General features: G+C 37.2%; 21 protein-coding genes. 8 read left to right on the forward strand and 13 right to left on the reverse strand.

What is annotated here, in order from left to right; all coding sequences use genetic code 11:
- Window positions 1-26: 26 nt before the first annotated feature.
- The 6 genes from lpxK (at window position 27) to EK417_RS15725 (ending at window position 5,913) form a co-directional block, all read left to right on the forward strand.
- The gene (gene lpxK, locus EK417_RS15700) at window positions 27-1,052 is read left to right on the forward strand and encodes a tetraacyldisaccharide 4'-kinase (RefSeq protein WP_136522672.1); all 1,026 of its coding nucleotides are present in this window, start codon (window positions 27-29) and stop codon (window positions 1,050-1,052) included.
- Window positions 1,036-1,851, forward strand: coding sequence for a purine-nucleoside phosphorylase (locus EK417_RS15705; RefSeq protein WP_136522673.1), 816 nt, complete (start codon window positions 1,036-1,038; stop codon window positions 1,849-1,851). Before lpxK ends, EK417_RS15705 begins: the two co-directional genes overlap by 17 nt.
- Window positions 1,852-2,060: 209 nt before the next feature.
- Entirely contained in the window at window positions 2,061-2,576 is a 516-nt protein-coding gene (locus EK417_RS15710) for a TlpA family protein disulfide reductase (RefSeq protein ID WP_076595081.1), read from the forward strand.
- 85 nt (window positions 2,577-2,661) lie between these two features.
- On the forward strand, window positions 2,662-3,117 hold the full coding sequence (locus EK417_RS15715; protein WP_136522674.1) for a GNAT family N-acetyltransferase: 456 nt from the start codon (window positions 2,662-2,664) through the stop codon (window positions 3,115-3,117).
- A 181-nt stretch (window positions 3,118-3,298) separates the two neighbouring features.
- Window positions 3,299-4,396, forward strand: coding sequence for a DNA polymerase IV (gene dinB, locus EK417_RS15720; protein ID WP_136522675.1), 1,098 nt, complete (start codon window positions 3,299-3,301; stop codon window positions 4,394-4,396).
- 56 nt (window positions 4,397-4,452) lie between these two features.
- The gene (locus EK417_RS15725) at window positions 4,453-5,913 is read left to right on the forward strand and encodes an alpha-amylase (RefSeq protein WP_228457951.1); all 1,461 of its coding nucleotides are present in this window, start codon (window positions 4,453-4,455) and stop codon (window positions 5,911-5,913) included.
- A gap of 75 nt (window positions 5,914-5,988) precedes the next feature.
- Here the strand turns inward: EK417_RS15725 and EK417_RS21160 are convergent, their stop codons facing one another.
- Both EK417_RS21160 and EK417_RS15730 read right to left on the reverse strand, forming a co-directional pair.
- Window positions 5,989-6,156 (reverse strand): hypothetical protein, encoded by a 168-nt coding sequence (locus EK417_RS21160; protein WP_168802009.1) that lies wholly within the window; start codon window positions 6,154-6,156, stop codon window positions 5,989-5,991.
- 368 nt (window positions 6,157-6,524) lie between these two features.
- Window positions 6,525-7,427 carry a helix-turn-helix domain-containing protein gene (locus EK417_RS15730; protein WP_076595013.1) on the reverse strand — a complete coding sequence of 301 codons (903 nt, stop codon included), beginning with the start codon at window positions 7,425-7,427 and terminating at the stop codon, window positions 6,525-6,527.
- Window positions 7,428-7,617: 190 nt separating this feature from the next.
- Between EK417_RS15730 and EK417_RS15735 the strand changes: the two genes are divergently transcribed.
- Window positions 7,618-8,673: an NAD(P)-dependent alcohol dehydrogenase gene (locus tag EK417_RS15735; protein ID WP_136522677.1), complete on the forward strand. Its 1,056-nt coding sequence runs from the start codon at window positions 7,618-7,620 to the stop codon at window positions 8,671-8,673.
- A 53-nt stretch (window positions 8,674-8,726) separates the two neighbouring features.
- Here the strand turns inward: EK417_RS15735 and EK417_RS15740 are convergent, their stop codons facing one another.
- Window positions 8,727-9,155 (reverse strand): winged helix-turn-helix transcriptional regulator, encoded by a 429-nt coding sequence (locus EK417_RS15740; protein ID WP_076595012.1) that lies wholly within the window; start codon window positions 9,153-9,155, stop codon window positions 8,727-8,729.
- Between the two features lie 81 nt (window positions 9,156-9,236).
- On the opposite strand from EK417_RS15740, the gene EK417_RS15745 reads away from it, so the two are divergent.
- Window positions 9,237-10,115 (forward strand): NAD(P)H-binding protein, encoded by an 879-nt coding sequence (locus EK417_RS15745; protein ID WP_136522678.1) that lies wholly within the window; start codon window positions 9,237-9,239, stop codon window positions 10,113-10,115.
- Between the two features lie 115 nt (window positions 10,116-10,230).
- On the opposite strand, the gene EK417_RS15750 is transcribed toward EK417_RS15745, so the two are convergent.
- From EK417_RS15750 to rpoC, 10 genes are all read right to left on the reverse strand, one after another.
- Window positions 10,231-11,514: an alkaline phosphatase family protein gene (locus EK417_RS15750; protein ID WP_136522679.1), complete on the reverse strand. Its 1,284-nt coding sequence runs from the start codon at window positions 11,512-11,514 to the stop codon at window positions 10,231-10,233.
- A 109-nt stretch (window positions 11,515-11,623) separates the two neighbouring features.
- Window positions 11,624-12,472: a GNAT family N-acetyltransferase gene (locus tag EK417_RS15755; protein ID WP_076595009.1), complete on the reverse strand. Its 849-nt coding sequence runs from the start codon at window positions 12,470-12,472 to the stop codon at window positions 11,624-11,626.
- Between the two features lie 176 nt (window positions 12,473-12,648).
- Window positions 12,649-13,398: a T9SS type A sorting domain-containing protein gene (locus tag EK417_RS15760; RefSeq protein ID WP_136522680.1), complete on the reverse strand. Its 750-nt coding sequence runs from the start codon at window positions 13,396-13,398 to the stop codon at window positions 12,649-12,651.
- Window position 13,399: 1 nt separating this feature from the next.
- Window positions 13,400-13,924: an ankyrin repeat domain-containing protein gene (locus EK417_RS15765; protein WP_076595007.1), complete on the reverse strand. Its 525-nt coding sequence runs from the start codon at window positions 13,922-13,924 to the stop codon at window positions 13,400-13,402.
- Complete coding sequence (locus EK417_RS15770; protein ID WP_136522681.1) at window positions 13,921-14,466, reverse strand: YceI family protein; 546 nt, start codon at window positions 14,464-14,466, stop codon at window positions 13,921-13,923. Before EK417_RS15770 ends, EK417_RS15765 begins: the two co-directional genes overlap by 4 nt.
- A gap of 9 nt (window positions 14,467-14,475) precedes the next feature.
- Entirely contained in the window at window positions 14,476-14,823 is a 348-nt protein-coding gene (locus EK417_RS15775) for a hypothetical protein (RefSeq protein ID WP_228457952.1), read from the reverse strand.
- Between the two features lies 1 nt (window position 14,824).
- Entirely contained in the window at window positions 14,825-15,667 is an 843-nt protein-coding gene (locus tag EK417_RS15780) for a DUF5777 family beta-barrel protein (protein ID WP_136522683.1), read from the reverse strand.
- Window positions 15,668-15,792: 125 nt separating this feature from the next.
- Window positions 15,793-16,443, reverse strand: a complete 651-nt coding sequence (locus tag EK417_RS15785; protein WP_136522684.1) for a Crp/Fnr family transcriptional regulator — start codon at window positions 16,441-16,443, stop codon at window positions 15,793-15,795.
- Between the two features lie 178 nt (window positions 16,444-16,621).
- Window positions 16,622-16,927, reverse strand: coding sequence for a DUF3467 domain-containing protein (locus tag EK417_RS15790; RefSeq protein WP_002976436.1), 306 nt, complete (start codon window positions 16,925-16,927; stop codon window positions 16,622-16,624).
- An 87-nt stretch (window positions 16,928-17,014) separates the two neighbouring features.
- Window positions 17,015-21,280: a DNA-directed RNA polymerase subunit beta' gene (rpoC, locus tag EK417_RS15795; protein WP_076595003.1), complete on the reverse strand. Its 4,266-nt coding sequence runs from the start codon at window positions 21,278-21,280 to the stop codon at window positions 17,015-17,017.
- Window positions 21,281-21,284: the final 4 nt, after the last annotated feature.

Genomic DNA, 21,284 nt, shown 5'->3' on the forward strand with positions numbered 1-21,284 from the left:
ATGAAAATTCCTATTTTTGCAATCGTATGAAAAGATGGTACCTTTATCCTTTTTCCCTTGGTTATCATTTGGTAACGGGTATCCGGAACACAATGTATGATCTGGGAATTTTTAAGTCGACGAAATTCAAAACACCGATAATCAATGTCGGAAACCTTTCTGTGGGCGGAAGCGGAAAGTCACCCATGGTGATGTATCTTGCTCAGCTCCTATCCAAACATTACAGAACCGGAGTGCTTTCACGTGGCTACGGAAGGCTTACCAAAGGCTATGAAGTAACGAATTACGAAAGCAACTACAAAATGGTAGGTGATGAAGCAATGCAGCTTTTTGAACGCTTTAAAAACCGTTTCGTAATTGCCGTTTCCGAAGAACGTGTTCCCGGAGCCAAAAAAGTGATTGATGACATGGATCTTGAAGTTCTTGTACTGGATGATGCTATGCAGCACAGAGCCATTAAGGCCGGATTCAATATTCTGATGACTGATTTTAATGATCCTTTTTTCAAGGATTATATTCTTCCTGCCGGAGATCTTAGAGAATCAAGAGCAGGTTATAAAAGAGCAAACATCATCATGGTCAGCAAATGTCCTGATGAACTCACAGAAGAAACAAAAAGGTATTATATCTCAAGAATAAGACCTTCTTACGGACAAAAAGTATTCTTTTCATCCATCGGCTATGACGAAAATATATACGGAAAAGATAAAATGCTTCCGGATAACAACCTGAATTATTATGATATTTTACTCATTACCGGAATTGCCAATCCTAAACCGCTTCTGGAACATCTGGCAAAATTTTCAAAAAGGGTGAAACATTTAAAGTTCAGAGATCATCATAATTTCACAGATGATGATATTAAAAAAATTATTGCTGAATACAAAAAACTCGGAGAATATAAACTGATATTAACCACGGAGAAAGATTATGTACGTCTGAAAACTTTTGACTATCTTAGAGATATTGTTTACTACTGGCCTATCAATGTACTTATTGATAAGAAAGAAGAATTCAACCAAATCATCTTAGATTATGTTAGAAAAAATTAAAGAGACCGCAGATTTCATTAAAAATATCATTCAGGAAACTCCTGATTTTGCAGTTGTTTTAGGATCCGGTCTTGGAAAGTTACAAAATGAAGTAGACCCCATCCACGTTTTAGAGTACAAAGACATTCCCCATTTCCCACAAACTACTGTTGCCGGACACACCGGAAAACTGATTTATGGACTTCTGGAAGGAAAAAAAGTACTGATGATGAGCGGACGTTTCCATTATTACGAAGGACATTCAATGGAGACGGTCACTTTCCCGATAAGAGTTTTTCATCTGCTGGGAATTCAAAATCTTATTCTTTCCAATGCCTGCGGCGGGGTAAACACTGCCTATAGCGTGGCAGATATTGTTATTCTGAAAGATCATATCAATATGATGCCCGAGCATCCGTTACGCGGAAAAAATATAGATGAGCTTGGACCACGTTTTGTGGATATGAGTGAGCCTTACAACAAAAAAATGATTGCTACTGCGGAACAGGCAGCAGCAGATCATCAGATTAAAATCCATCAGGGAGTTTACGTGGCATTACAAGGTCCAACTTTCGAAACTCCTGCCGAATACGGAATGATTAAAGCCATTGGTGGTGATATGGTAGGAATGAGTACTGTTCCCGAAGTCATCGTTGCCCGACATATGGGGATGGATGTATTCTGTATTTCTGTCATCACCGATCTTGGCGGGCCAGATGTGGCTTTTGCCGTTTCTCACGAAGAAGTTCTGAATGCAGCCAACAAAGCAATGCCGAATGTAATTGCTGTTGTCAAAGGTTTGATTAAAAACTATCGGTAAAAATAACCTAATACTACAACTGAAGACGTAACATTCCCATCCTCTGGAGGGGTGGCAAAAATTCAAAGAATTTTTGACGGGGTGGTTTTCACACTCCCACTCTCCCATCCCATAGAATCCATCAATATTATAAATTTTTCCTAATTCCAGAGAAATCAATCCCAGATTGCAATTCATTGTTTAGATTTGTACAAATGAAATTGTACGGGATGAGAAAGTTGATATTATTATTTATGATAGGTATTTTTGGAATAAGCTATTCACAAAAAGCGCCTTCAGTCCTTAAAACAGGATTTTCAAAAGAAGCTTTACAACAGAAACTGGAAGATGAAGAAGGAAAAGCCATTACCATTCAGCAGATACTGGATCAGCATAAAGGAAAAGTTTTAGTGATTGATTTTTGGGCAGGATGGTGCCGAGACTGTTTAAATGCTCTTCCAAAAGCCAAGGAATTAGAAGAACACAACAAAAATATTGATTTTGTATTTCTGTCATTAGACCGTTCAAAAGAAGGGTTTGAAAAAAGTCTGGAAAGATTTGATATGAAACACAAAGAAAATTACTGGTTTTCTACGGGCTGGAAAAACGATTTTAATAATTATGTAGATCTTAACTGGATCCCAAGATATATGGTGATTGATCAGAAATCTTCTATTGCCAAATATTATGCAATCTCCCCTGACGATCCTGAAATTCAGCAAACCATAGACAGACTTTTAAAATAGTTGCCATTTATTTTTAATTCGAAAAACATAAAACTCATTGGAACTCATCTGCTTTCAATGAGTTTTTAAAATTTTATTAAACACCATGATCACAAGACAAGCCACAGAACAGGATTTAGAAATTCTTTTAGAATTTGAACAGGGAGTTGTTACTGCAGAAAGACCTTTCAACAGTACATTGATTGATGGAGAGATTCATTATTATGATTTAAAATCTCTGATACAATCTCCGGAAGCAACCTTAATTGTTGCCGAAGAGAATAATGAAATCATTGCATCAGGCTATGCCCTGATCAAAAAAGCAGAGAAGAACTATTACCGGTTTAAAGAATATGCCTATCTCGGTTTTATGTATGTAAAGCCTGAGTACAGAGGAAAAGGAATCAATAAAGTGATTACCGATGAACTCATTGCCTGGGCAAAATCAAGAGGAATCAATGAGGTAAGACTAGAGGTATATGCTCAAAATGAATCCGCTATAAAAGCTTATGAAAAAGCAGGTTTTGAACCTCATATTCTTCTGATGAGATTAAAACCATAAAAGGCTGGAAGATGGGATATGGAAGTAATCTTAATGCGTTAAATAATCCGTTATTTTTTTAATTCATTTTCAATAAACAGGTCATCAATTTCCATATTATCCTCATTACCTTCCAGTCTCCAGCTTCAAACTTCCCTTCTATAAAAATTTACCGTAAATAAAGGAATCCATATCTTTGTATATGGATTTTTCTTTGCCTCTTCGTAAAATTATTCATGTGGATATGGATGCATTCTATGCTTCTGTGGAGCAGCATGATAATCCTGAGTTGAAAGGAAAACCAATAGCCGTAGGAGGGCAGCACCGGGGTGTAGTGGCAGCCGCAAGTTATGAAGCCAGAAAATATGGCGTGCGTTCTGCAATGCCCAGTAAGACGGCCAAAGAAAAGTGTCCTCAGCTCATTTTTGTTCCCCCCCGGTTTAGCAGATATAAAGAAATTTCCAAAAAAATCCGGGAAATTTTCTATGAATATACCGATCTGGTAGAACCCTTATCACTCGATGAAGCTTATCTGGATGTTACTGAAAATAAAAAAGGAATGGAATCGGCTAACCTCATCGCCAAAGAAATACGTCAGAAAATTTTTGAACAGACCGGTCTGACGGCTTCTGCAGGTATTTCAGTTAATAAGTTTCTGGCTAAAGTAGCTTCTGATATTAATAAACCGAATGGCCAGAAAACCATTCATCCTGATAAAATGGAGCATTTTCTGGAAGAACTGCCTGTGGAAAAATTTTATGGTGTTGGAAAGGTAACAGCCAACAAAATGTTTAGTTTAGGAATTTATAAAGGAAAAGATCTAAAGAAAAGATCGCTTGAAGATCTGGTAAGGCTTTTTGGAAAGTCCGGTCAGCATTATTACAATGTGGTGCGCGGGATTCATACTTCTGAAGTAAAGCCTCATCGTATTCAGAAAAGTGTGGCTGTGGAAAGAACATTTTTTGAGGATCTTCTGGATGAACAGCAGATCAATGAAAAGCTGGAAAGCCTTGCAGAGGAAATCCACCAAAGATTACAGAAGAATAATATTCTCGGAAGGACTTTAACTTTAAAGATAAAATATAAAGATTTCTCTCTTTTCACAAGAAGTATAACCAGCGAAGATTATTTTTCGTCTCCTGAGCAGTATTATAATACCGGAAAAAAACTTTGGGAACTTCGTCCTTTTGATAAAGCGGTACGTCTGCTCGGATTATCCCTCTCTCAACTGAATACGGAAGAAAAAAAACAGGTTTCAGTTCAACTAAAAATCCCGTTTGAAGAATTCGAAAATGAATAGGTCATATTTTTTCGCTATCTTGTATCAACCAAATCAGCAAATTTATGAACCCAACCATGATCCAATTTTTTCACTGGTATTCTGAAGGTGACGGAAAATTGTGGAAAGAAGCCGAAAAACAGGCCGGATACCTGGCAAAACTTGGAATTACTTCTGTATGGTTTCCTCCAGCCTATAAAGGAACAAATGGCGGTTATTCTACCGGATATGATGCTTACGATCTTTATGATCTGGGAGAGTTTGATCAAAAAGGCACGCTTCCTACCAAATACGGCACGAAAAACGAGTATACAAAAGCCATTAAAGCCTTAAAGAAAAAAAATATACAAGTCATTGTAGATATTGTTCTCGGGCATAAAGCCGGTGGTGACGAACTGGAAAAATTTAAAGTCGTAAAAGTAGATGAAGAGAACAGGGAAAAAATAATTTCCGATGTCATCGAAATAGAATCTTATACAAAATTCACTTTTCCCGGAAGAGGAAAAAAATATTCTGATTTTGAATGGAATTTCACCTGTTTCAGCGGTGTGGATTATGCAGAAGGGATGGATTCCCATATCTTTAAAATACAGTCAGAATACGGAAATGACTGGGAGGAAATGATAGATGATGAAAAAGGAAATTATGATTACCTGATGTATAATGATATTGAGCACCGGAATCCTTTTGTACGGGAAGAGCTCAACAATTGGGCTAAATGGTATTTTGACGAGACCGATTTTGATGGAGTGAGACTGGATGCTTTAAAACATATTTCTTTTGATTTTTATAAAGAATGGCTTATGCTGCTCCGTTCTAATTCCGGAAAAGACATTTTCGCCGTTGGAGAATACTGGGCTCCCGGATATCTCCATCTTCTCCAAAAATATATTGAAGTGACGGAAGGATGCATGAGTCTTTTTGACAGTTCCCTGCAGAATAATTTTCATACAGCCTCCAGGGAAGGAGCTTCTTATGATCTCAGACGAATTTTTGATGAAACGCTTACCCAGGCAGATCCTATACACTCTGTCAGTTTAGTAGCCAATCATGATACACAGCCTTTACAGGATCTTGAAGCCCCTGTTGAGCCATGGTTCAAACCTATTGCTTATGCCCTTATTTTATTGAGAAAAGATGGCTACCCATGTATATTTTATCCTGATCTCTATGGTGCTCATTATGTGGATAAAGACAGAGAAGGCAATGATCAGGAAATATTCATGCCCAAAGTAGACGGTATTGAAGAGTTACTAAAAGCAAGGAAAGATCATGCCTATGGAGACCAGCATGATTATTTTGAGGATGCGAACTGCCTCGGCTGGGTACGTATGGGAGATGATCAATATAGCGGATGTGCTGTTGTTCTGAGCAATAAAGATTCTTACAACAAGCCCATGGAAATGGGAACATTGTATGCAGGAAAAAAATTCAAAGATGTGTTGAAAAGATTCAAAGAAAAAGTAACCATTGATGAAAACGGGTGGGGAGATTTTCCTGCTCCGGCAGGAAACGTGAGCGTCTGGATTCCTGAATAAGATTAAATTTCAGCAAAACAAAAGGCATACCTGGCCAGACGATCAGTTATGCCTTGTTCTTATCAGAAGTATATTTTAGCAATAGATATACTGGCAGTACCAAATATCTTTAGCCCATTCACAGCATTGACCGTCTTCGTTGGAAGTACAGCACACCTTACCTCTGTTAATATCTCCGGCTTTTAAACTCTTTAATTCCTGTCGATTCAGTTTTCTCACTTTGTAATCTTTGTTTGTTTTCATAATTACTATTTTTTGGGTTTAATTACTAAATATACATTAAAAAATACAATTATGGATAAACATTAAGTATTATTTATTGATTTAACATACACAATTTATATAATAAAAATATAAATATTGGAAATATGATGAACCACCCCGTTTAAGGATGTCAATGTTTGCCTCTTCAGTTGGAATATTGATTAAGGTAAGAGGTTTTAAAATTTTGATGACCAGCTACATCTTTCGGAGCTCCAGATTTGGTGTCATCTTTACAACGGTGAAAACTTTTAATTATTTAAACACCAATCTCATCCATGATCTCACAAATATCCACGAACCATCATTGTGCCATTTGTGAAAAAATTAGTGTTATTAGTGTTTAAAAACTAGTTCAGTACTTTATACTCACTCGGAGAAACACCTACTTTGGTTTTAAACAGTCTTGTAAAATGCTGCGGATATTTAAAGCCTAAATCATAGGAAATTTCACTGATTGTCTTTCCCTGATCCAGAATCTGTTCTTTAGCTATATCAATAAGCTTATTGTGGATAAATTCCTGAGCAGAAATTCCCAGTTCTTTTTTGATCAGGTCTCCGAAATAATTGGCAGACAGGTTCAGCTTCTCTGCAAAATAATTAACCATGGGAAAACCTATATTTTTTGGATTTTCAGATTTCAGATAATCATCTACCAGATTTTCAAATTTCCCGATGACTCCCTGGTTAATATGATCTCTTGTAATAAACTGACGGTCATAAAAACGCATACAGTAATTCAAAAACAGTTCAATATTATTAACAATTAAAGACTTGCTGTGTTTATCTATAGCCTGTTCCAGCTCGAGTTTAATATTTTTAAAGCAGTCCAGCACCACTTCCCTTTCTTTTTCCGAGAGATGTAATGCTTCATGTACATCATAAGAGAAAAAAGAATAGTCTTTCATATTCTTCCCCAGGTTAGTTCCTTTTATTAAATCCGGATGAAAAATCAGAGCAAAACCTGCAGGCTGAACAGATCTGTCTTTATTATAAATTCCATACGTCTGTCCGGGAGCAATAAAAACCAAAGTTCCTTCCTGATAATCGTAGCTGTGTTTCCCGTATTGCATGTCTCCACACATCACATCTTTCAGGAAAACGGTATAAAACCCAAATTTCCTTCTATACTGGCAAATAGGATCAGATTTGGAAAAATCAATAATACTCACCAGCGGGTGCAGGGTTTCATGATTCGCCATTTTATTATATTCCGAGACCGTGTTATAGATTTCAACCTCCTGATTTTCCATGAAGTATATTTTTATTGCTATTCAAAATTACCATTTTCATTTGTAACTGAAATGATGTCTGTAAAATTGGTAAGTAATTCGGTAATCTGTATAAGCACGATTTACAATAAAGTATCGATTTTTGTAATGTTTTGGAAACCATTATCAAAAACACAATCATTAAAAACCTAAATAAACTAAATATAAAAAAATGAGTACAATCACAGTAAAAGCTTATGGTGCAGAGTCTACCACAGCAGATCTGAAAGAAATGAATATTGAAAGAAGAGAAGTAACCGCAAAGGATGTAGAAATTGAAATTCTCTACTGCGGGGTATGCCACTCTGATCTTCATACAGCAAGAAACGACTGGGGAGGATCTTTATATCCTGTAGTTCCGGGACATGAAATTGTAGGAAGAATTACAAAGGTAGGAAGCGAAGTCTCCAAATTTAAAGCAGGAGATCTTGCAGCAGTAGGATGTATGGTAGATTCTTGCGGACATTGCAACAGCTGCAAACACGATTTGGAGCAATATTGTCAAAATGGATTTACAGGAACTTATAACGGAAAAGATAAGCACCTTGGAGGCCACACTTTCGGAGGATATTCTCAAAAAGTAGTCGTTGATGAGCATTTTGTACTAAGTGTTCCTGAAAATTTAGATCTGGCAGCAGTAGCGCCCCTTCTATGTGCAGGAATTACCACTTGGTCACCATTAAGACACTGGAATGCCGGGCCGGGTTCAAAAGTGGCAGTTGTAGGATTAGGTGGATTAGGCCACATGGCTATTAAACTGGCAAAAGGACTGGGAGCTGAAGTTACTTTATTCTCAAGAACTCCTGGAAAGACTGATGATGCCAAACAACTTGGAGCAGATCATGTAGTGATCTCTACGGATGATTCACAGATGGACGCTGTAAAGGGTAAATTTGATCTTATCATTGATACTGTACCTTATGAGCATGACATCAACCCTTATATGCAAACTCTTTCTTTGAACGGAACTTTGGTTCTTGTAGGATTCGTAGGTGAGTTTCAGGAAACCGAAGTAAGCACAAGACCGATGATCTTCCAACGCCGTTCTGTAGCAGGATCTTTAATCGGAGGTATTGCAGAAACACAGGAATTGTTAGATTTCTGTGGAAAACATAATATTGTTTCTGATATTGAACTGATTAAAATGCAGGATATCAACAGCGCGTATGAAAGAATGCTGAAAAGTGATGTAAAATATCGTTTTGTAATTGATATGCAGTCTTTGTAATTCTTCTATAGAATATTAACAGAAACAGGTTCTTCGGATTGAAGAGCCTGTTTTTATTTTTTCAGGTTTTGGCTAAAAGTATCTTGATCCTGATTCAGCATATATCTGTTTCCTTTGGCATATTTATTATCATTCCTTTCCATATCCTGAAAAGCCCATGCTGCCATTGCATCAATCACAGGAGCCAATTCATTACCTGCTTCACTCAGTTTATAAGTCACATGAGGCGGTACAACAGGCTTTGCTGTTCTGATAATCAATCCATCTGATTCCAGTTGCTTCAAATGCTGGATGAGCATTTTTTCTGTTACTGCAGGAATTGCTTTCTTCAACTCGCTGTACCTTTTTTCTCCTGTGGAAAGATTAAACAGAATAATAGGTTTCCAGAATCCGCCAATTCTTTCCATAACGTACATTACAGGACAATCCTGCACTGTTTTCTTATTTTCCTGAATGGTTGAGCTTTCTTTGATGGCTGTCATATCTACATACTTTAGGGTAAGTACTTGTATAAAAGTAAGTACAAATATAACTTTGTTCCCGGAAATAAAAAAATATTTATTATGAAAATTGTAATCACAGGATCATTAGGAAATGTAGCTAAACCATTAGCACAACAATTAATTGCCCAAGGGCATGATATTACAGTAGTAAGCAGCAGTAATGCAAGAAAACAGGATATTGAATCTCTGGGAGCAACACCGGCTATAGGATCTATCACTGATATTAATTTTTTAACGCAAACTTTTGAAGGAGCTGATGCTGTTTTTGTCATGACACCTCCTGCCATCAGTCCGGATAAGATTGTGGAAAATACTACCAATGCAGGAAAAAATTATGCTAAAGCTTTAAAAAATGCAAATATAAAAAGAGCTGTAATGTTAAGCAGCGTAGGAGCGGAATCCCCGGTAGAAAACGGACCCATCGCAGGTCTTCACAATATTGAAAAAATATACAACGAGGTAGAGAATACTTCTTTTACTTTTTTAAGAGCCGGATATTTTTATAATAACTTCTTCAATGATATTCCGATGATTCAAAATGCAGGAATCATCGGAGGAAATTATCCTGCAAGTATTGAAGTACCCGTAGTACACCCTACTGATATTGCCAAAGCCGCTGCTGAAGAACTGATAAAAGACGGAAATGCCAACAATATCAGATATATAGTAAGTGATGTAAGAAAAGCTGCAGATTTTGCAAAGGTTTTAGGAATTGCAGTGAATAATCCTGAACTTCCATGGGTAGAATTCTCTGATGAAGATTCTTTAAACGGAATGCTTCAGGCAGGATTACCTGAAGATATGGCTAAACTGTATGTTGAAATGGGTAGGGGAATAAGAACAGGAGTTGTACAGAAAGATTTTATTGATCATGGTTCTCCTGTTACGGGAAGCGTTAAGTTAGAAGATTTTGCAAAGGAATTTTCTTCTAAGTTTTAATTTCTTTTGTTTCAAGACAAAAGAAACAAAAGTTCAAGACTGGAATTAAAATAAGTTTCGGCGCACCTTTGGTGCGCCGAAACTTATTTTAATTATTATATGGTAAACCTTCAGACTATTTCTTGTCTTTCAGGGTTTTCTTTAAAACTTTCAGTTTTCCATCGATAGGCTGATCAATTTTTAATCCTAAAACCTCAGCAACCAAAGGATAAACATTAATGTTGGCAAATTCACTGATCACCAGATTATTTTTAAATTCAGGTCCCCAGGCAAAGAAAGTAGCTTTCATTTCCGGAACAACTTTAGGATTATAGCCATGCTTTCCCACCGATGATTTTTTACCTTTTTCCAGAAAAATTTTCGGAGCATTCGGAATGAGAAGAATCTGCCCTATTCTGTTGTATTGATCGTCTCTTGTAGCGAAGTGCAGATATTTAGGAAGCTTTTTGTCAAGATATACTTCGTAATCATCTGTTTTATGAGCTTTCAGTTCTTTGTAAACCTTTTTTATCTCATTCGGGTTTTTAACGTAAACTCTTAACAAAGTCTGGGAATTATAAAAATCAAATCTGTTTTTATCAAAAAGAACAGCCGGAATCTCCAACGGTGTGCCTCCGTCTACTTTAATCATTCCGTGATCAGAAACAAAAACATAGTTGACATTTTTTAATCCTAAATCATTTACTTTCTGAACAAGATCACCAACAGCCTGGTCTATCAAATGAACAGCTGTTGCCGTTTCTTTGGTATCCGGACCATAATGATGCCCGCTTCCATCTACTTCCGGGAAATATAATGAAATAAAGTGTGGTCTTTTATCTTCCGGTAATTTCAGCCAGTTGACCACTTTTTCTACTTTTTCTGAAGGGGTAAATTTTTCGTGATAAGGATAATAATAAGTGGGTCTTATTCCTCCGGCATCACTGGCAGAACCTACCCACATTAAAGAGGCTGATACCATTCCCTGCTTTTCAGCAAGACCCCAAAGCGGAGTTCCTCCGTACCAGCTTCCGTCCTCAGCATTTTTTTTGTTACTCATTGCATAGCCTTCTTTTCGCTCGTAATCGTAAAAAAAGTTATCAATCAAACCATGATGAGAAGGGTAAAGTCCGGTAATTAGACTCCAGTGGTTGGGGAAAGTAATACTTGGATAGCTTGGAATCATTGCTTCGGCCTTCACCCCGCCGTTAGACAGTTTTAAAAGATTCTCAGTATTATATTTCCGGGCATAGTCATAACGGAAACCATCCGTTGAAATCATAATCACATAAGGTTTCGACTGTGCTTCCGTGCTGTTTTGTCTTCCTGGTATAACCACCTGGGCAGTGTCAATATTGACTTGTTGTGCAAAAGCCGTAAAGGAAATGAACAGCAGTAAAAAATGGATTCCTCGCTTCATTATTTAAAATTTTCAGCAAAGTTACATCCTATCCTTCTCCCTGAAAAGTTTAAGAGATTAAAAGTATATTAAAACCCCCTAATTTTTTTTGAATCAAAATGAATACCTGTTAAATAGACCTTTTCATCTCAAACTGTGACAGCCAGTTGTTCAGTCCTACTCTTTCACTAAGAAACTTACTTGTATTTTCTGAGGAATCATCCACATTATTCAGGGCTATAGTCTGTCCGTTATTTTTTTCTCTAATTGCATTAAACAGCTTTGTGCCTATTCCTTGATTTCTGTAATTCTTATCTACAGCAAACTGATATATTTTTCTAGAAGCAGGACCATAAACAATATATCCAACCAGATTTTCATCTTTATAAGCCCCTAAAGTCACATAATTTTCCGGCATCGGTTTCAATACGAAAACTGATCCCTGCCATGAAGGTTCAATATCCCAGAAAGAACATAATACATTCCATTGGAAGTCTTTTAAGTCTCGTATAGATACTTCAGTATTTTCTTTTCCATTCTGCTTAATACTTCCGTTAAAGCAAAGCAGTCTTCTGACAATCTTAAAACCTAAATTTTCATAAGCCCTTATAGCAGGCTGGTTTCCTTCAATAACTTCAAGCAGCAATGTATTGGCATTTCTTTCTTTTAAAACAGGAATGATAAAATCATACATTTTTCTCACCAATCCTTTGCCTCTGCTTTCCGGAACAACTCCTGTACCTCCGTTGTAGATAATCTTTTCTCCATTTTCAATTTTTTCAGACTGAAGAATAAAAGCTACCAGTTTACCCTCTTCAAATGCTCCGGCAGAAATATTCATATCCAGTTTTTCGGCAGCTATTTTTGCAACAAGCACTTCTTTTGTTAAGTGAAAAGGAACAACATAATCAGAAAATGAATGATTGAACACAAATAAAAGCTCATCTGTTGTGATATCAGCTAAAGTTTTAAATTCCATTGGTTATAAAAATTGTAAGATCAGGAAATTTCTTTTTGTTAAAAATCAGGATATTCACAAATATATAAATTTTAAAGCAAACTCCCTGAAATTGGGACTTTAAGAAAAAAATGATACCCCTGAAAGATCAGAGGTATCTGTTAAAAAAAATATTAAGGTGGGTTCTCTGCGAAAAATTATTCTTTAATCAGTTTTTCATAAGATTTACTTCCATCTTTAAACTGAATTTCAAGATAATAACTTCCTGATCTCAGATCTTCAACACTGATACTTTCGCCTTCAGGTTTTACTGATTTCACTTTTCTTCCTGTTGCTTCATAGATATCAACAGACTTTATTTTATCAGAGTTTTTGAAATTAACGGTTGATTTTGCCGGATTAGGATATAGATTTACCTTCTTGCTATCTGCTGTAATTTCATGGGTAGATAAAGTGGCTGCCGTCATCGTTAATGTTGCATATCCTCTTCCTGCATCATGATATCCTAAAGAAGTTCCTCCACTTTTACGGGAATAGAAAATATTGATTGTTCCGGCAGCGTTGGCAATCGCAAAATCTCCTGCTCCACCTGCAAGTGATCTTGTTGCTACTACAGTTCTTGTAGATCCCGATACGGTGTTCGAAGTTTCTGTCCAGTCCTGAGATGCATCAGCTGAAGGTGTATTGGGAACTCCATTAAAAGAATAATCTCTATTGGCAGAAGCGTTATAAATAAAACCATCTGCACCGACTGCCATTCCTATAGTTCCAAAACCTATTCCCATCATAGAGTTGCTGTCACCAGTCACTGTCATTGTTACACCTGAAGGAGTTGTATCTAATTTCACCGTCATGGAAGTTGCCGGTAGGGTTACCGTTCCTGATGAAAACTGCGCCAATGCAAAATTGGCAAGAAGTACGCTAAGCGCTAGTAGAGTTTTTTTCATATCAATTTTTTAAAAGATTTATAATTTCCCTGTTGTTAGTTTGTAATGCATATTCGAAAGGGGTCATTCCCATTGAATCCTTCTTTGTTTTATCTGCTTTATATTTCAGCAGCTGTTCCACCAGGTCTTTATTTCCGGATTTTACAGCCCAGAATAAAGGCGTATATCCTGTTTCATCTGCAATATTGGGATCTGCTTTTTTCTTCAGCAGATGTTCTACCAGATCTTTGTTGTATTTAATGGCTAAACCTGCCAACGCTGTTCCTTCACGGCTTTTGTAGTTGACGTCTTTCACATTCTCAATCAGAAAATCTGCAACGTCTGTATTTCCTCTGTAACAGGCTAAAATAAGGGGTGAAAATCCGTTTTCGTTAACCTGATTAATAACATCCGGATTTTGTTTCATCAGTTCCTGTACTTCCGCAACCGTTCCGCTTCTGGCAACATCAAATATTGATTTTGCTTTTTCCTGAGCAGATATGAATGAGCTCAGAAAGAGTCCTAATACTAAGATTATATTTCTCATTGTTTTACCATGATGTAGTTGTACTCAATATTGACATTTTCTGCCACTTTTTTGGTAACCATTTTGGGAATAGTCACTTTATAATCTACAGGTCTTGCTACAAACCCTCCCTGCATATAGATTTTCCCGTCTTTTGCATATAAAGTGGCAGCGGAGGTAACAGCTTTGTCTACTCCATGAAAGTTTAACGTTCCCTGCACAGTATATTTCTGAGGGCTTGTGGTAAGCTTTGTTTTATCAAAGTTGACAATCTTCCCTTTAAAAGTTGTTTTTGGATATTTTGCAGATTCAGCATAGCTTTCATTGAAATGCTCTTCCATTAATTTTGTTTTAAAATGAAAGTTTTTGACATTTGAGACTGATGCCATCTCACCATTGTCTGCATTGAGAATGACAACATTATTATCATCCTGAGCAAAAATATCATCAAACAGAGGTACTGAAGCTTCAAAAGTTACTTTCCCTGTTTTGGAGCTATATTTTTGTGCTGAAGCGTACCCGGCAGAAAGGAGTAATACGCTTAATAATGCTAATTTTTTCATATCAATTTTTTAATTTTCATTTAATCCGTCGGTTTTCCATTTGATGAAAATATTGATTTGGGCAGCGGACAGAGATCCTCCCTGCGGCATTTTCCCGGGATCACCATTAGGCCTTTGAATACGATCCAGAATTCCGTCTATATTATTTTTTACCTGACCATAGGTAACCAGCGGTTTAAAACTCCCTGCAGAATGACAGCTTATACAGTTGTTATCTACAATTGGTTTTACATCTGCAGTATATTTTACGGGTGTTGTAATGGGTGTATTGTCAGAAATCTCTTCATACGTTCTGCTGTCACAAGCCGTCAGTATGATTGCTGACGACAATATCAATAAGGATGTTAGCTTTTTCATTTTAAAAGACTCTGTAAAGGTTAAATCCAAAGAAAATATGTCCCTTTCCCCATGCTCCTGTGGCATTGGTAAGATATCCGATATCTGAATTGATCTGGGAGTTCGTTAGTAAAAGCTGGAACACATGTCCCCCTGTTTCTATATCAACCCCTAGTGACAGTGGGTTTTTGTAAAAACTGTGATCGTCGAAATTCACAAAGTATTCTGCATTCACAGAAACTCTTTTTGAGATTTTGTAGCGTCCTCCCAACCCTGCCAGAAACTGATTCTTGTTTTCTATAGTAGGTTCGTAAAGGTTTTTATGAACGAAAGATGGTGTAAGCTGTACAGAGAGCTTATTACTGAATCTTCTTGAGATCAGTGCCTGTGTTAGATAAGAAAGCCTGTCACTGAATTTCAGATGAGGATAAGTATCTTTATCCAGTTCAGTATTGGCCCCCATTACATTGTACCCCACAATATCCACCGGGAAGTTTTCATTTTGTCTTACCAGTCTGTATTTCACGGCTCCTTCAAAGGTTTTCATATTCGTTTCTCTGGAAAGGCTTACAGATACTGCGTCTGAAATACCATAGATAACGCCTAATTTGGTGGAAGCATGATCCAGACCGAAAAAATCTTTAAATCCTGCGCTTATATCTCCAAATCTGTGGGCTACGATAATGTACCATTCTTTTTTAGCTGCCAGTTTTGTAGATTGTCCTGTTACAATCTGAAGGGCTTTAAAGGCGGGTTGTGAGGTTTCTGTATTGGTTTTAACAGTGTCAATATCTTTCAGCAGATCTTCCTGTGCAAAGACAAGACCTGATGAAAACATTGACAAAAATAAGAGAGTTTTTGTCATATACAATTTGAATTAAATTATGATATGACAAACTTATTGAGTTCTCAATTCAAAAACAGGTGATAAAAGTCACCAGTCAAATTGTTTTTATCAATAATAGAAATAAACTTTCCAAACAATTAAAATTAGATCGTTCTAACATTTTCATTTACAGCAACTTTTATTCCTTCTTTAGTCTGAATAATTTCACCTTCGCTTTCAATTTTTTTCAAAACCCGGCTCACAACTTCTCTGGAAGTTCCCAGACTGCTGGCTATTTCCCGATGAGTGATCTTAATAGGATTGTTTCCTGTGGATGAAATCTGCTGTTTGATATAATTGAGGACTCTTTTATCCAGTTTATGAAAAACAGCATCATTCACCATATTCATCACTTCTGAAAATCTTCGGTCATATTCATGGTAAAAGAGTTTATTGATTTCCGGAAATCTGATAAGCCATTCATGCATAATAGAGACGGGAATAAGAATTGCTTCCGAGTCTTCTTCTGCAATGGCATATACCCTGCTGATATAGTCCGTCAGAATAGATGAAAAGGTCATGAGACAGCTATCCTTAGGTTTAATATAATAGTAGATGAGCTCTCTTCCATCATTAAGGGTAAATACCTTGATTGATCCTTTTATCAGGAAAGGAACAAACTTATTTTTTTGTCCTTCCCTTATGATTTCAGTTTTTGCTTTTATATCAATAGCAACAGCATGTTTTTCAAGCTCAGATAAAAATTCGGCACCTAAAAAGCCAAATTTACTTATAGCGAACGAGTTATCAATCATATGTTATGTTTTCTGCTTTTTCTTAAACAAATATATAAAATTGATATGTTATTACTACACATTTTTACCTTATTAAATATAATTAACAATTTAACAAGTGCTCACTATTATTCCTCAAAGTGCAAAAAAATGCCCTGGTTTTTACCAGGGCATCCTTTATTTTATTGTAAAAGAAATCTTACGCTTGAACGTTGTTTCCTCCTAATACGAAAGGCTCAACTTCTTTGATTTCTCCGAACTGCTGCTCGTAGTTAGCGATGTTCTGTTGAAGAGCATTTAATACTCTTTTAGCGTGAAGTGGAGCAAGAATTACTCTTGATCTTACTTTTGCCTGCTGAACACCTGGCATCAACTGAATAAAGTCTACTACAAATTCAGATGGAGAGTGGTTTACTAAAGCTAGGTTAGCATAGATACCAGCAGCTACCATTTCGTTTAATTCGATGTTGATGTTTCCGTCTTGTGGATTTTGATTGTTGTCCATTGTTATAAATTATGTTTTTAAAATTCGAAATTTGAGATTGTGAAAATATAAAAATAATTTCAAATCCCAAATTTCAAATCATTAATTTTAGTTAAGGTCTTCGAATTCTTTCTTAGAACCAACAATAACGTTTTGATACTCTTTAAGACCTGTACCTGCAGGGATTCTGTGACCTACAATTACATTTTCTTTAAGACCGTTAAGATCGTCTATCTTACCAGCAACTGCTGCTTCGTTAAGAACTTTAGTTGTTTCCTGGAACGATGCTGCAGACATGAATGACTTAGTCTGAAGGGCAGCTCTTGTAATACCTTGCAGTACAGGAGTTGCAGTAGCTGGAAGAGCTTCTCTTACTTCTACCAATGCTAAATCTTCACGCTTCAACTTAGAGTTTTCATCTCTTAATTCTCTTGCAGTAATCATCTGACCTGGTTTGAATTCTTTAGAATCACCAGCATCTACTACTACTTTAAGACCGAATACTCTGTTGTTTTCTTCCAAGAAATCAAACTTGTGTTCAAGAGCTCCTTCAAGGAATTGAGTATCACCTCCATCTACGATAGATACTTTCGTCATCATCTGTCTTACGATAATTTCGAAGTGCTTGTCGTCGATTTTTACCCCCTGTAGACGGTAAACTTCCTGAATTTCGTTTACTAAGTATTCCTGAACGGCTGTTGGACCTTTAATTCTTAAGATATCTTCCGGTGTGATAGAACCGTCAGAAAGTGGAGAACCTGCTCTTACGAAGTCATTCTCCTGAACAAGAATCTGGTTAGAAAGTTTTACTAAGTAAATTTTTCTTTCTCCAGTTTTAGCCTCAACAATAAGTTCACGGTTACCTCTCTTAATTTTTCCGTAAGAAACTACCCCGTCGATTTCAGTAACAACCGCTGGGTTTGAAGGGTTTCTTGCTTCGAATAATTCGGTAACTCTCGGAAGACCTCCGGTGATATCCCCTGCTTTTGCAGATTTTCTTGGGATCTTGATTAAGACTTTACCAGCCTTAATTTTTTCACCATCGTTTACCATTAAGTGGGCTCCTACCGGTAAGTTGTAAGCTTTCTGCTCAACTCCTTTAGAGTCTACCACCTTCAAGGTAGGTACGGCTTTCTTATTTCTTGATTCAGAGATTACTTTCTCTTCAAATCCTGTCTGTTCGTCAATTTCAAGCTGGAATGAAATACCCTGGATGATATCCTCGTATTCTACCTTACCTGAAGTTTCAGCAATAATAACCGCGTTATACGGATCCCATCTACAGATGGTATCTCCTTTCTTCACTTTATCACCTGGTTTTACAGATAATATGGATCCGTAAGGTACGTTAGCTACCATTAATGGAGTTCTGGACTCATTATCAGCAACTAATCTGAATTCTGTTGAACGGGAAACTACAACCTCAGCTGTATTACCGTTTTCATCTTCAGAAGTAATTGTTCTTACTTCATCCATTTCTACGATACCATCTCTTCTTGCAACGATAGATGGGTTTTCTGATACGTTACCTGCAGTACCCCCTTGGTGGAAGGTTCTCAACGTAAGCTGAGTACCCGGTTCCCCAATTGACTGTGCTGCAATTACACCTACCGCTTCACCCATGTGGATCACTTTACCTGTTGCTAAGTTTCTACCGTAACATTTCGCACAGATCCCTTTCTTAGCTTCACAAGTTAATGGTGAACGAACCTCCACAGCTTCTAATCCTGCTTCTTCGATTCTTTTCGCCAAAGATTCAATAATCACCTGATCTGCACTTGCAATAAGCTCGTCAGTTTCAGGATCATAAATATTATGAAGAGATACTCTACCTAAGATTCTTTCAGAGATTCTTTCAACGATCTCGTCATTTTTCTTAAGTGCAGTAACTTCTGTACCTCTTAATGTTCCACAGTCGTCTTCTGTAACGATAACGTCCTGTGCAACGTCTACCAGTCTTCTCGTTAAGTAACCGGCATCGGCTGTCTTAAGAGCGGTATCCGCAAGACCCTTACGCGCACCGTGGGTAGAGATAAAGTACTCTAGGATCGAAAGACCTTCCTTAAAGTTGGCAAGAATCGGGTTTTCAATGATCTCCGCACCGGTAGAACCGGCTTTCTGCGGTTTTGCCATCAAACCTCTCATCCCTGATAACTGACGGATCTGTTCCTTAGAACCCCTCGCTCCAGAGTCAAGCATCATGTATACAGAATTGAAACCACCTTGGTCAGTTTTCATTCTGCTCATGATCATTTCAGTTAATCCGGCGTTGGTGTTTGTCCAAACGTCGATTACCTGGTTATAACGTTCTGTATCGGTAATCAGACCCATGTTATAGTTGGCTCTAATTTCGTCTACAGTTTCGATTGATTGTGCAATCATCTGCTTTTTCTCAACAGGAACTACAATATCCCCTAGTGAGAAAGAAAGACCTCCTTTGAATGCATTTGAATACCCTAGGTCTTTCATTGCATCAAGGAACTTCACAGTGGTAGGGAAATCTGTATCAGCAAGGATCTTACCGATAACATTTCTCAATGATTTCTTTGTAAGAAGTTCATTGATATATCCTACCTGCTTAGGTACAATCTGGTTGAACAGGATTCTACCTACAGAAGTTTCGATTAATCTTGTTACGATTTCTCCATCTTCTTTGATAGGTAGTCTACATCTTACTTTAGCATTTAAAGATACTCTGCCTTCAGCGTAAGCAATTTCTGCTTCTTCAGGAGAATAGAATGCAAGACCTTCTCCTTTCACTTTCATATCTTCTGTAGAGCTCAATTCTTTAGTCATGAAATAAAGACCAAGAACCATGTCCTGAGATGGTACTGTAATTGGAGAACCGTTTGCAGGGTTCAAGATGTTTTGAGAACCTAACATCAATAACTGAGCTTCAAGGATTGCTTCTGGTCCTAACGGCAAGTGTACTGCCATCTGGTCACCATCGAAATCGGCGTTGAAGGCCGTAGTTACTAACGGGTGTAGCTGGATTGCCTTACCTTCGATCATCTTAGGTTGGAAAGCCTGAATACCCAGTCTGTGAAGCGTAGGTGCTCTGTTCAATAGAACAGGGTGACCTTTCATCACGTTTTCAAGGATATCATATACTACCGGTTCTTTTCTGTCGATAATTCTCTTTGCAGATTTTACTGTTTTTACAATACCTCTTTCAATTAGTTTTCTAATGATGAACGGTTTGTACAATTCAGCTGCCATATCCTTAGGAATACCACATTCGTGAAGCTGTAAGTTTGGACCTACAACAATTACCGAACGCGCAGAGTAGTCAACCCTTTTTCCTAGTAGGTTCTGACGGAAACGACCTTGCTTACCTTTCAATGAATCAGAAAGTGATTTCAATGGTCTGTTTGATTCAGATTTTACTGCAGAAGATTTTCTTGTGTTATCGAATAATGAATCTACTGATTCCTGAAGCATACGCTTCTCGTTTCTCAAGATTACTTCAGGAGCTTTGATCTCCAATAATCTCTTCAAACGGTTATTTCTGATGATAACTCTTCTATAAAGGTCATTCAGGTCAGAAGTAGCGAAACGTCCTCCATCCAATGGAACCAATGGTCTTAGTTCTGGCGGGATAACAGGAAGTACACGCATGATCATCCACTCTGGTCTGTTGATCATTCTTGTATTAGCACCTCTTAATGCTTCTACAACGTTCAATCTCTTAAGAGCTTCAGTTCTTCTTTGTTTTGAACCTTCGTTGTGAGCTTTGTGTCTCAAGTCGAAAGACAATGCATCAAGATCGATTCTTTTTAACAGATCTTCTACAGCTTCAGCACCCATTCTGGCGATGAATTTGTTGGGATCAGAATCATCAAGATACTGGTTTTCTACAGGAAGAGTTTCCATGATGTCAAGGTACTCTTCTTCTGTAAGGAATTCCATGCTTTCAAAATCAGAACCGTCTAATTTTTTAGCAATACCCTGCTGAATCACTACATATCTTTCGTAGTAGATGATCATATCTAATTTCTTAGAAGGAATTCCTAAAAGGTATCCGATTTTGTTTGGTAATGAACGGAAATACCAGATGTGTGCAATTGGAACTACAAGGTTGATGTGCCCGATTCTCTCTCTTCTTACTTTTTTCTCAGTAACTTCTACTCCACAACGGTCACAAACGATTCCTTTGTAACGAATTCTCTTGTATTTACCACAAGCACATTCGTAATCCTTTACAGGACCAAAGATTTTCTCACAGAATAGCCCGTCTCTTTCAGGCTTGTGAGTTCTGTAGTTAATAGTTTCCGGCTTTAAAACCTCCCCTCTTGAGTCTTGTAAAATAGACTCCGGTGAAGCTAAACCGATGGTTATTTTATTAAATCTACTTGATTTATTTTTATTTGACATAATT

Source organism: Chryseobacterium candidae (assembly GCF_004916905.1).
Lineage (GTDB): Bacteria > Bacteroidota > Bacteroidia > Flavobacteriales > Weeksellaceae > Chryseobacterium > Chryseobacterium candidae.

What these genes read in the sequence shown, in the direction of transcription:
- EK417_RS15725 (WP_228457951.1), top strand. Translation starts at nt 4,453, where the DNA reads ATGATCCAATTTTTTCACTGGTATTCTGAAGGTGACGGAAAATTGTGG.
- EK417_RS15760 (WP_136522680.1), bottom strand. Translation starts at nt 13,398, where the DNA reads ATGAAAAAAACTCTACTAGCGCTTAGCGTACTTCTTGCCAATTTTGCA.
- EK417_RS15735 (WP_136522677.1), top strand. Translation starts at nt 7,618, where the DNA reads ATGAGTACAATCACAGTAAAAGCTTATGGTGCAGAGTCTACCACAGCA.
- EK417_RS15745 (WP_136522678.1), top strand. Translation starts at nt 9,237, where the DNA reads ATGAAAATTGTAATCACAGGATCATTAGGAAATGTAGCTAAACCATTA.
- EK417_RS15780 (WP_136522683.1), bottom strand. Translation starts at nt 15,667, where the DNA reads ATGACAAAAACTCTCTTATTTTTGTCAATGTTTTCATCAGGTCTTGTC.
- EK417_RS15730 (WP_076595013.1), bottom strand. Translation starts at nt 7,427, where the DNA reads ATGGAAAATCAGGAGGTTGAAATCTATAACACGGTCTCGGAATATAAT.
- EK417_RS15750 (WP_136522679.1), bottom strand. Translation starts at nt 11,514, where the DNA reads ATGAAGCGAGGAATCCATTTTTTACTGCTGTTCATTTCCTTTACGGCT.
- EK417_RS15765 (WP_076595007.1), bottom strand. Translation starts at nt 13,924, where the DNA reads ATGAGAAATATAATCTTAGTATTAGGACTCTTTCTGAGCTCATTCATA.
- dinB (WP_136522675.1), top strand. Translation starts at nt 3,299, where the DNA reads ATGGATTTTTCTTTGCCTCTTCGTAAAATTATTCATGTGGATATGGAT.
- EK417_RS21160 (WP_168802009.1), bottom strand. Translation starts at nt 6,156, where the DNA reads ATGAAAACAAACAAAGATTACAAAGTGAGAAAACTGAATCGACAGGAA.
- EK417_RS15785 (WP_136522684.1), bottom strand. Translation starts at nt 16,443, where the DNA reads ATGATTGATAACTCGTTCGCTATAAGTAAATTTGGCTTTTTAGGTGCC.
- EK417_RS15755 (WP_076595009.1), bottom strand. Translation starts at nt 12,472, where the DNA reads ATGGAATTTAAAACTTTAGCTGATATCACAACAGATGAGCTTTTATTT.
- rpoC (WP_076595003.1), bottom strand. Translation starts at nt 21,280, where the DNA reads ATGTCAAATAAAAATAAATCAAGTAGATTTAATAAAATAACCATCGGT.
- EK417_RS15770 (WP_136522681.1), bottom strand. Translation starts at nt 14,466, where the DNA reads ATGAAAAAATTAGCATTATTAAGCGTATTACTCCTTTCTGCCGGGTAC.
- EK417_RS15740 (WP_076595012.1), bottom strand. Translation starts at nt 9,155, where the DNA reads ATGACAGCCATCAAAGAAAGCTCAACCATTCAGGAAAATAAGAAAACA.
- EK417_RS15790 (WP_002976436.1), bottom strand. Translation starts at nt 16,927, where the DNA reads ATGGACAACAATCAAAATCCACAAGACGGAAACATCAACATCGAATTA.
- lpxK (WP_136522672.1), top strand. Translation starts at nt 27, where the DNA reads ATGAAAAGATGGTACCTTTATCCTTTTTCCCTTGGTTATCATTTGGTA.
- EK417_RS15710 (WP_076595081.1), top strand. Translation starts at nt 2,061, where the DNA reads ATGAGAAAGTTGATATTATTATTTATGATAGGTATTTTTGGAATAAGC.
- EK417_RS15775 (WP_228457952.1), bottom strand. Translation starts at nt 14,823, where the DNA reads ATGAAAAAGCTAACATCCTTATTGATATTGTCGTCAGCAATCATACTG.
- EK417_RS15705 (WP_136522673.1), top strand. Translation starts at nt 1,036, where the DNA reads ATGTTAGAAAAAATTAAAGAGACCGCAGATTTCATTAAAAATATCATT.
- EK417_RS15715 (WP_136522674.1), top strand. Translation starts at nt 2,662, where the DNA reads ATGATCACAAGACAAGCCACAGAACAGGATTTAGAAATTCTTTTAGAA.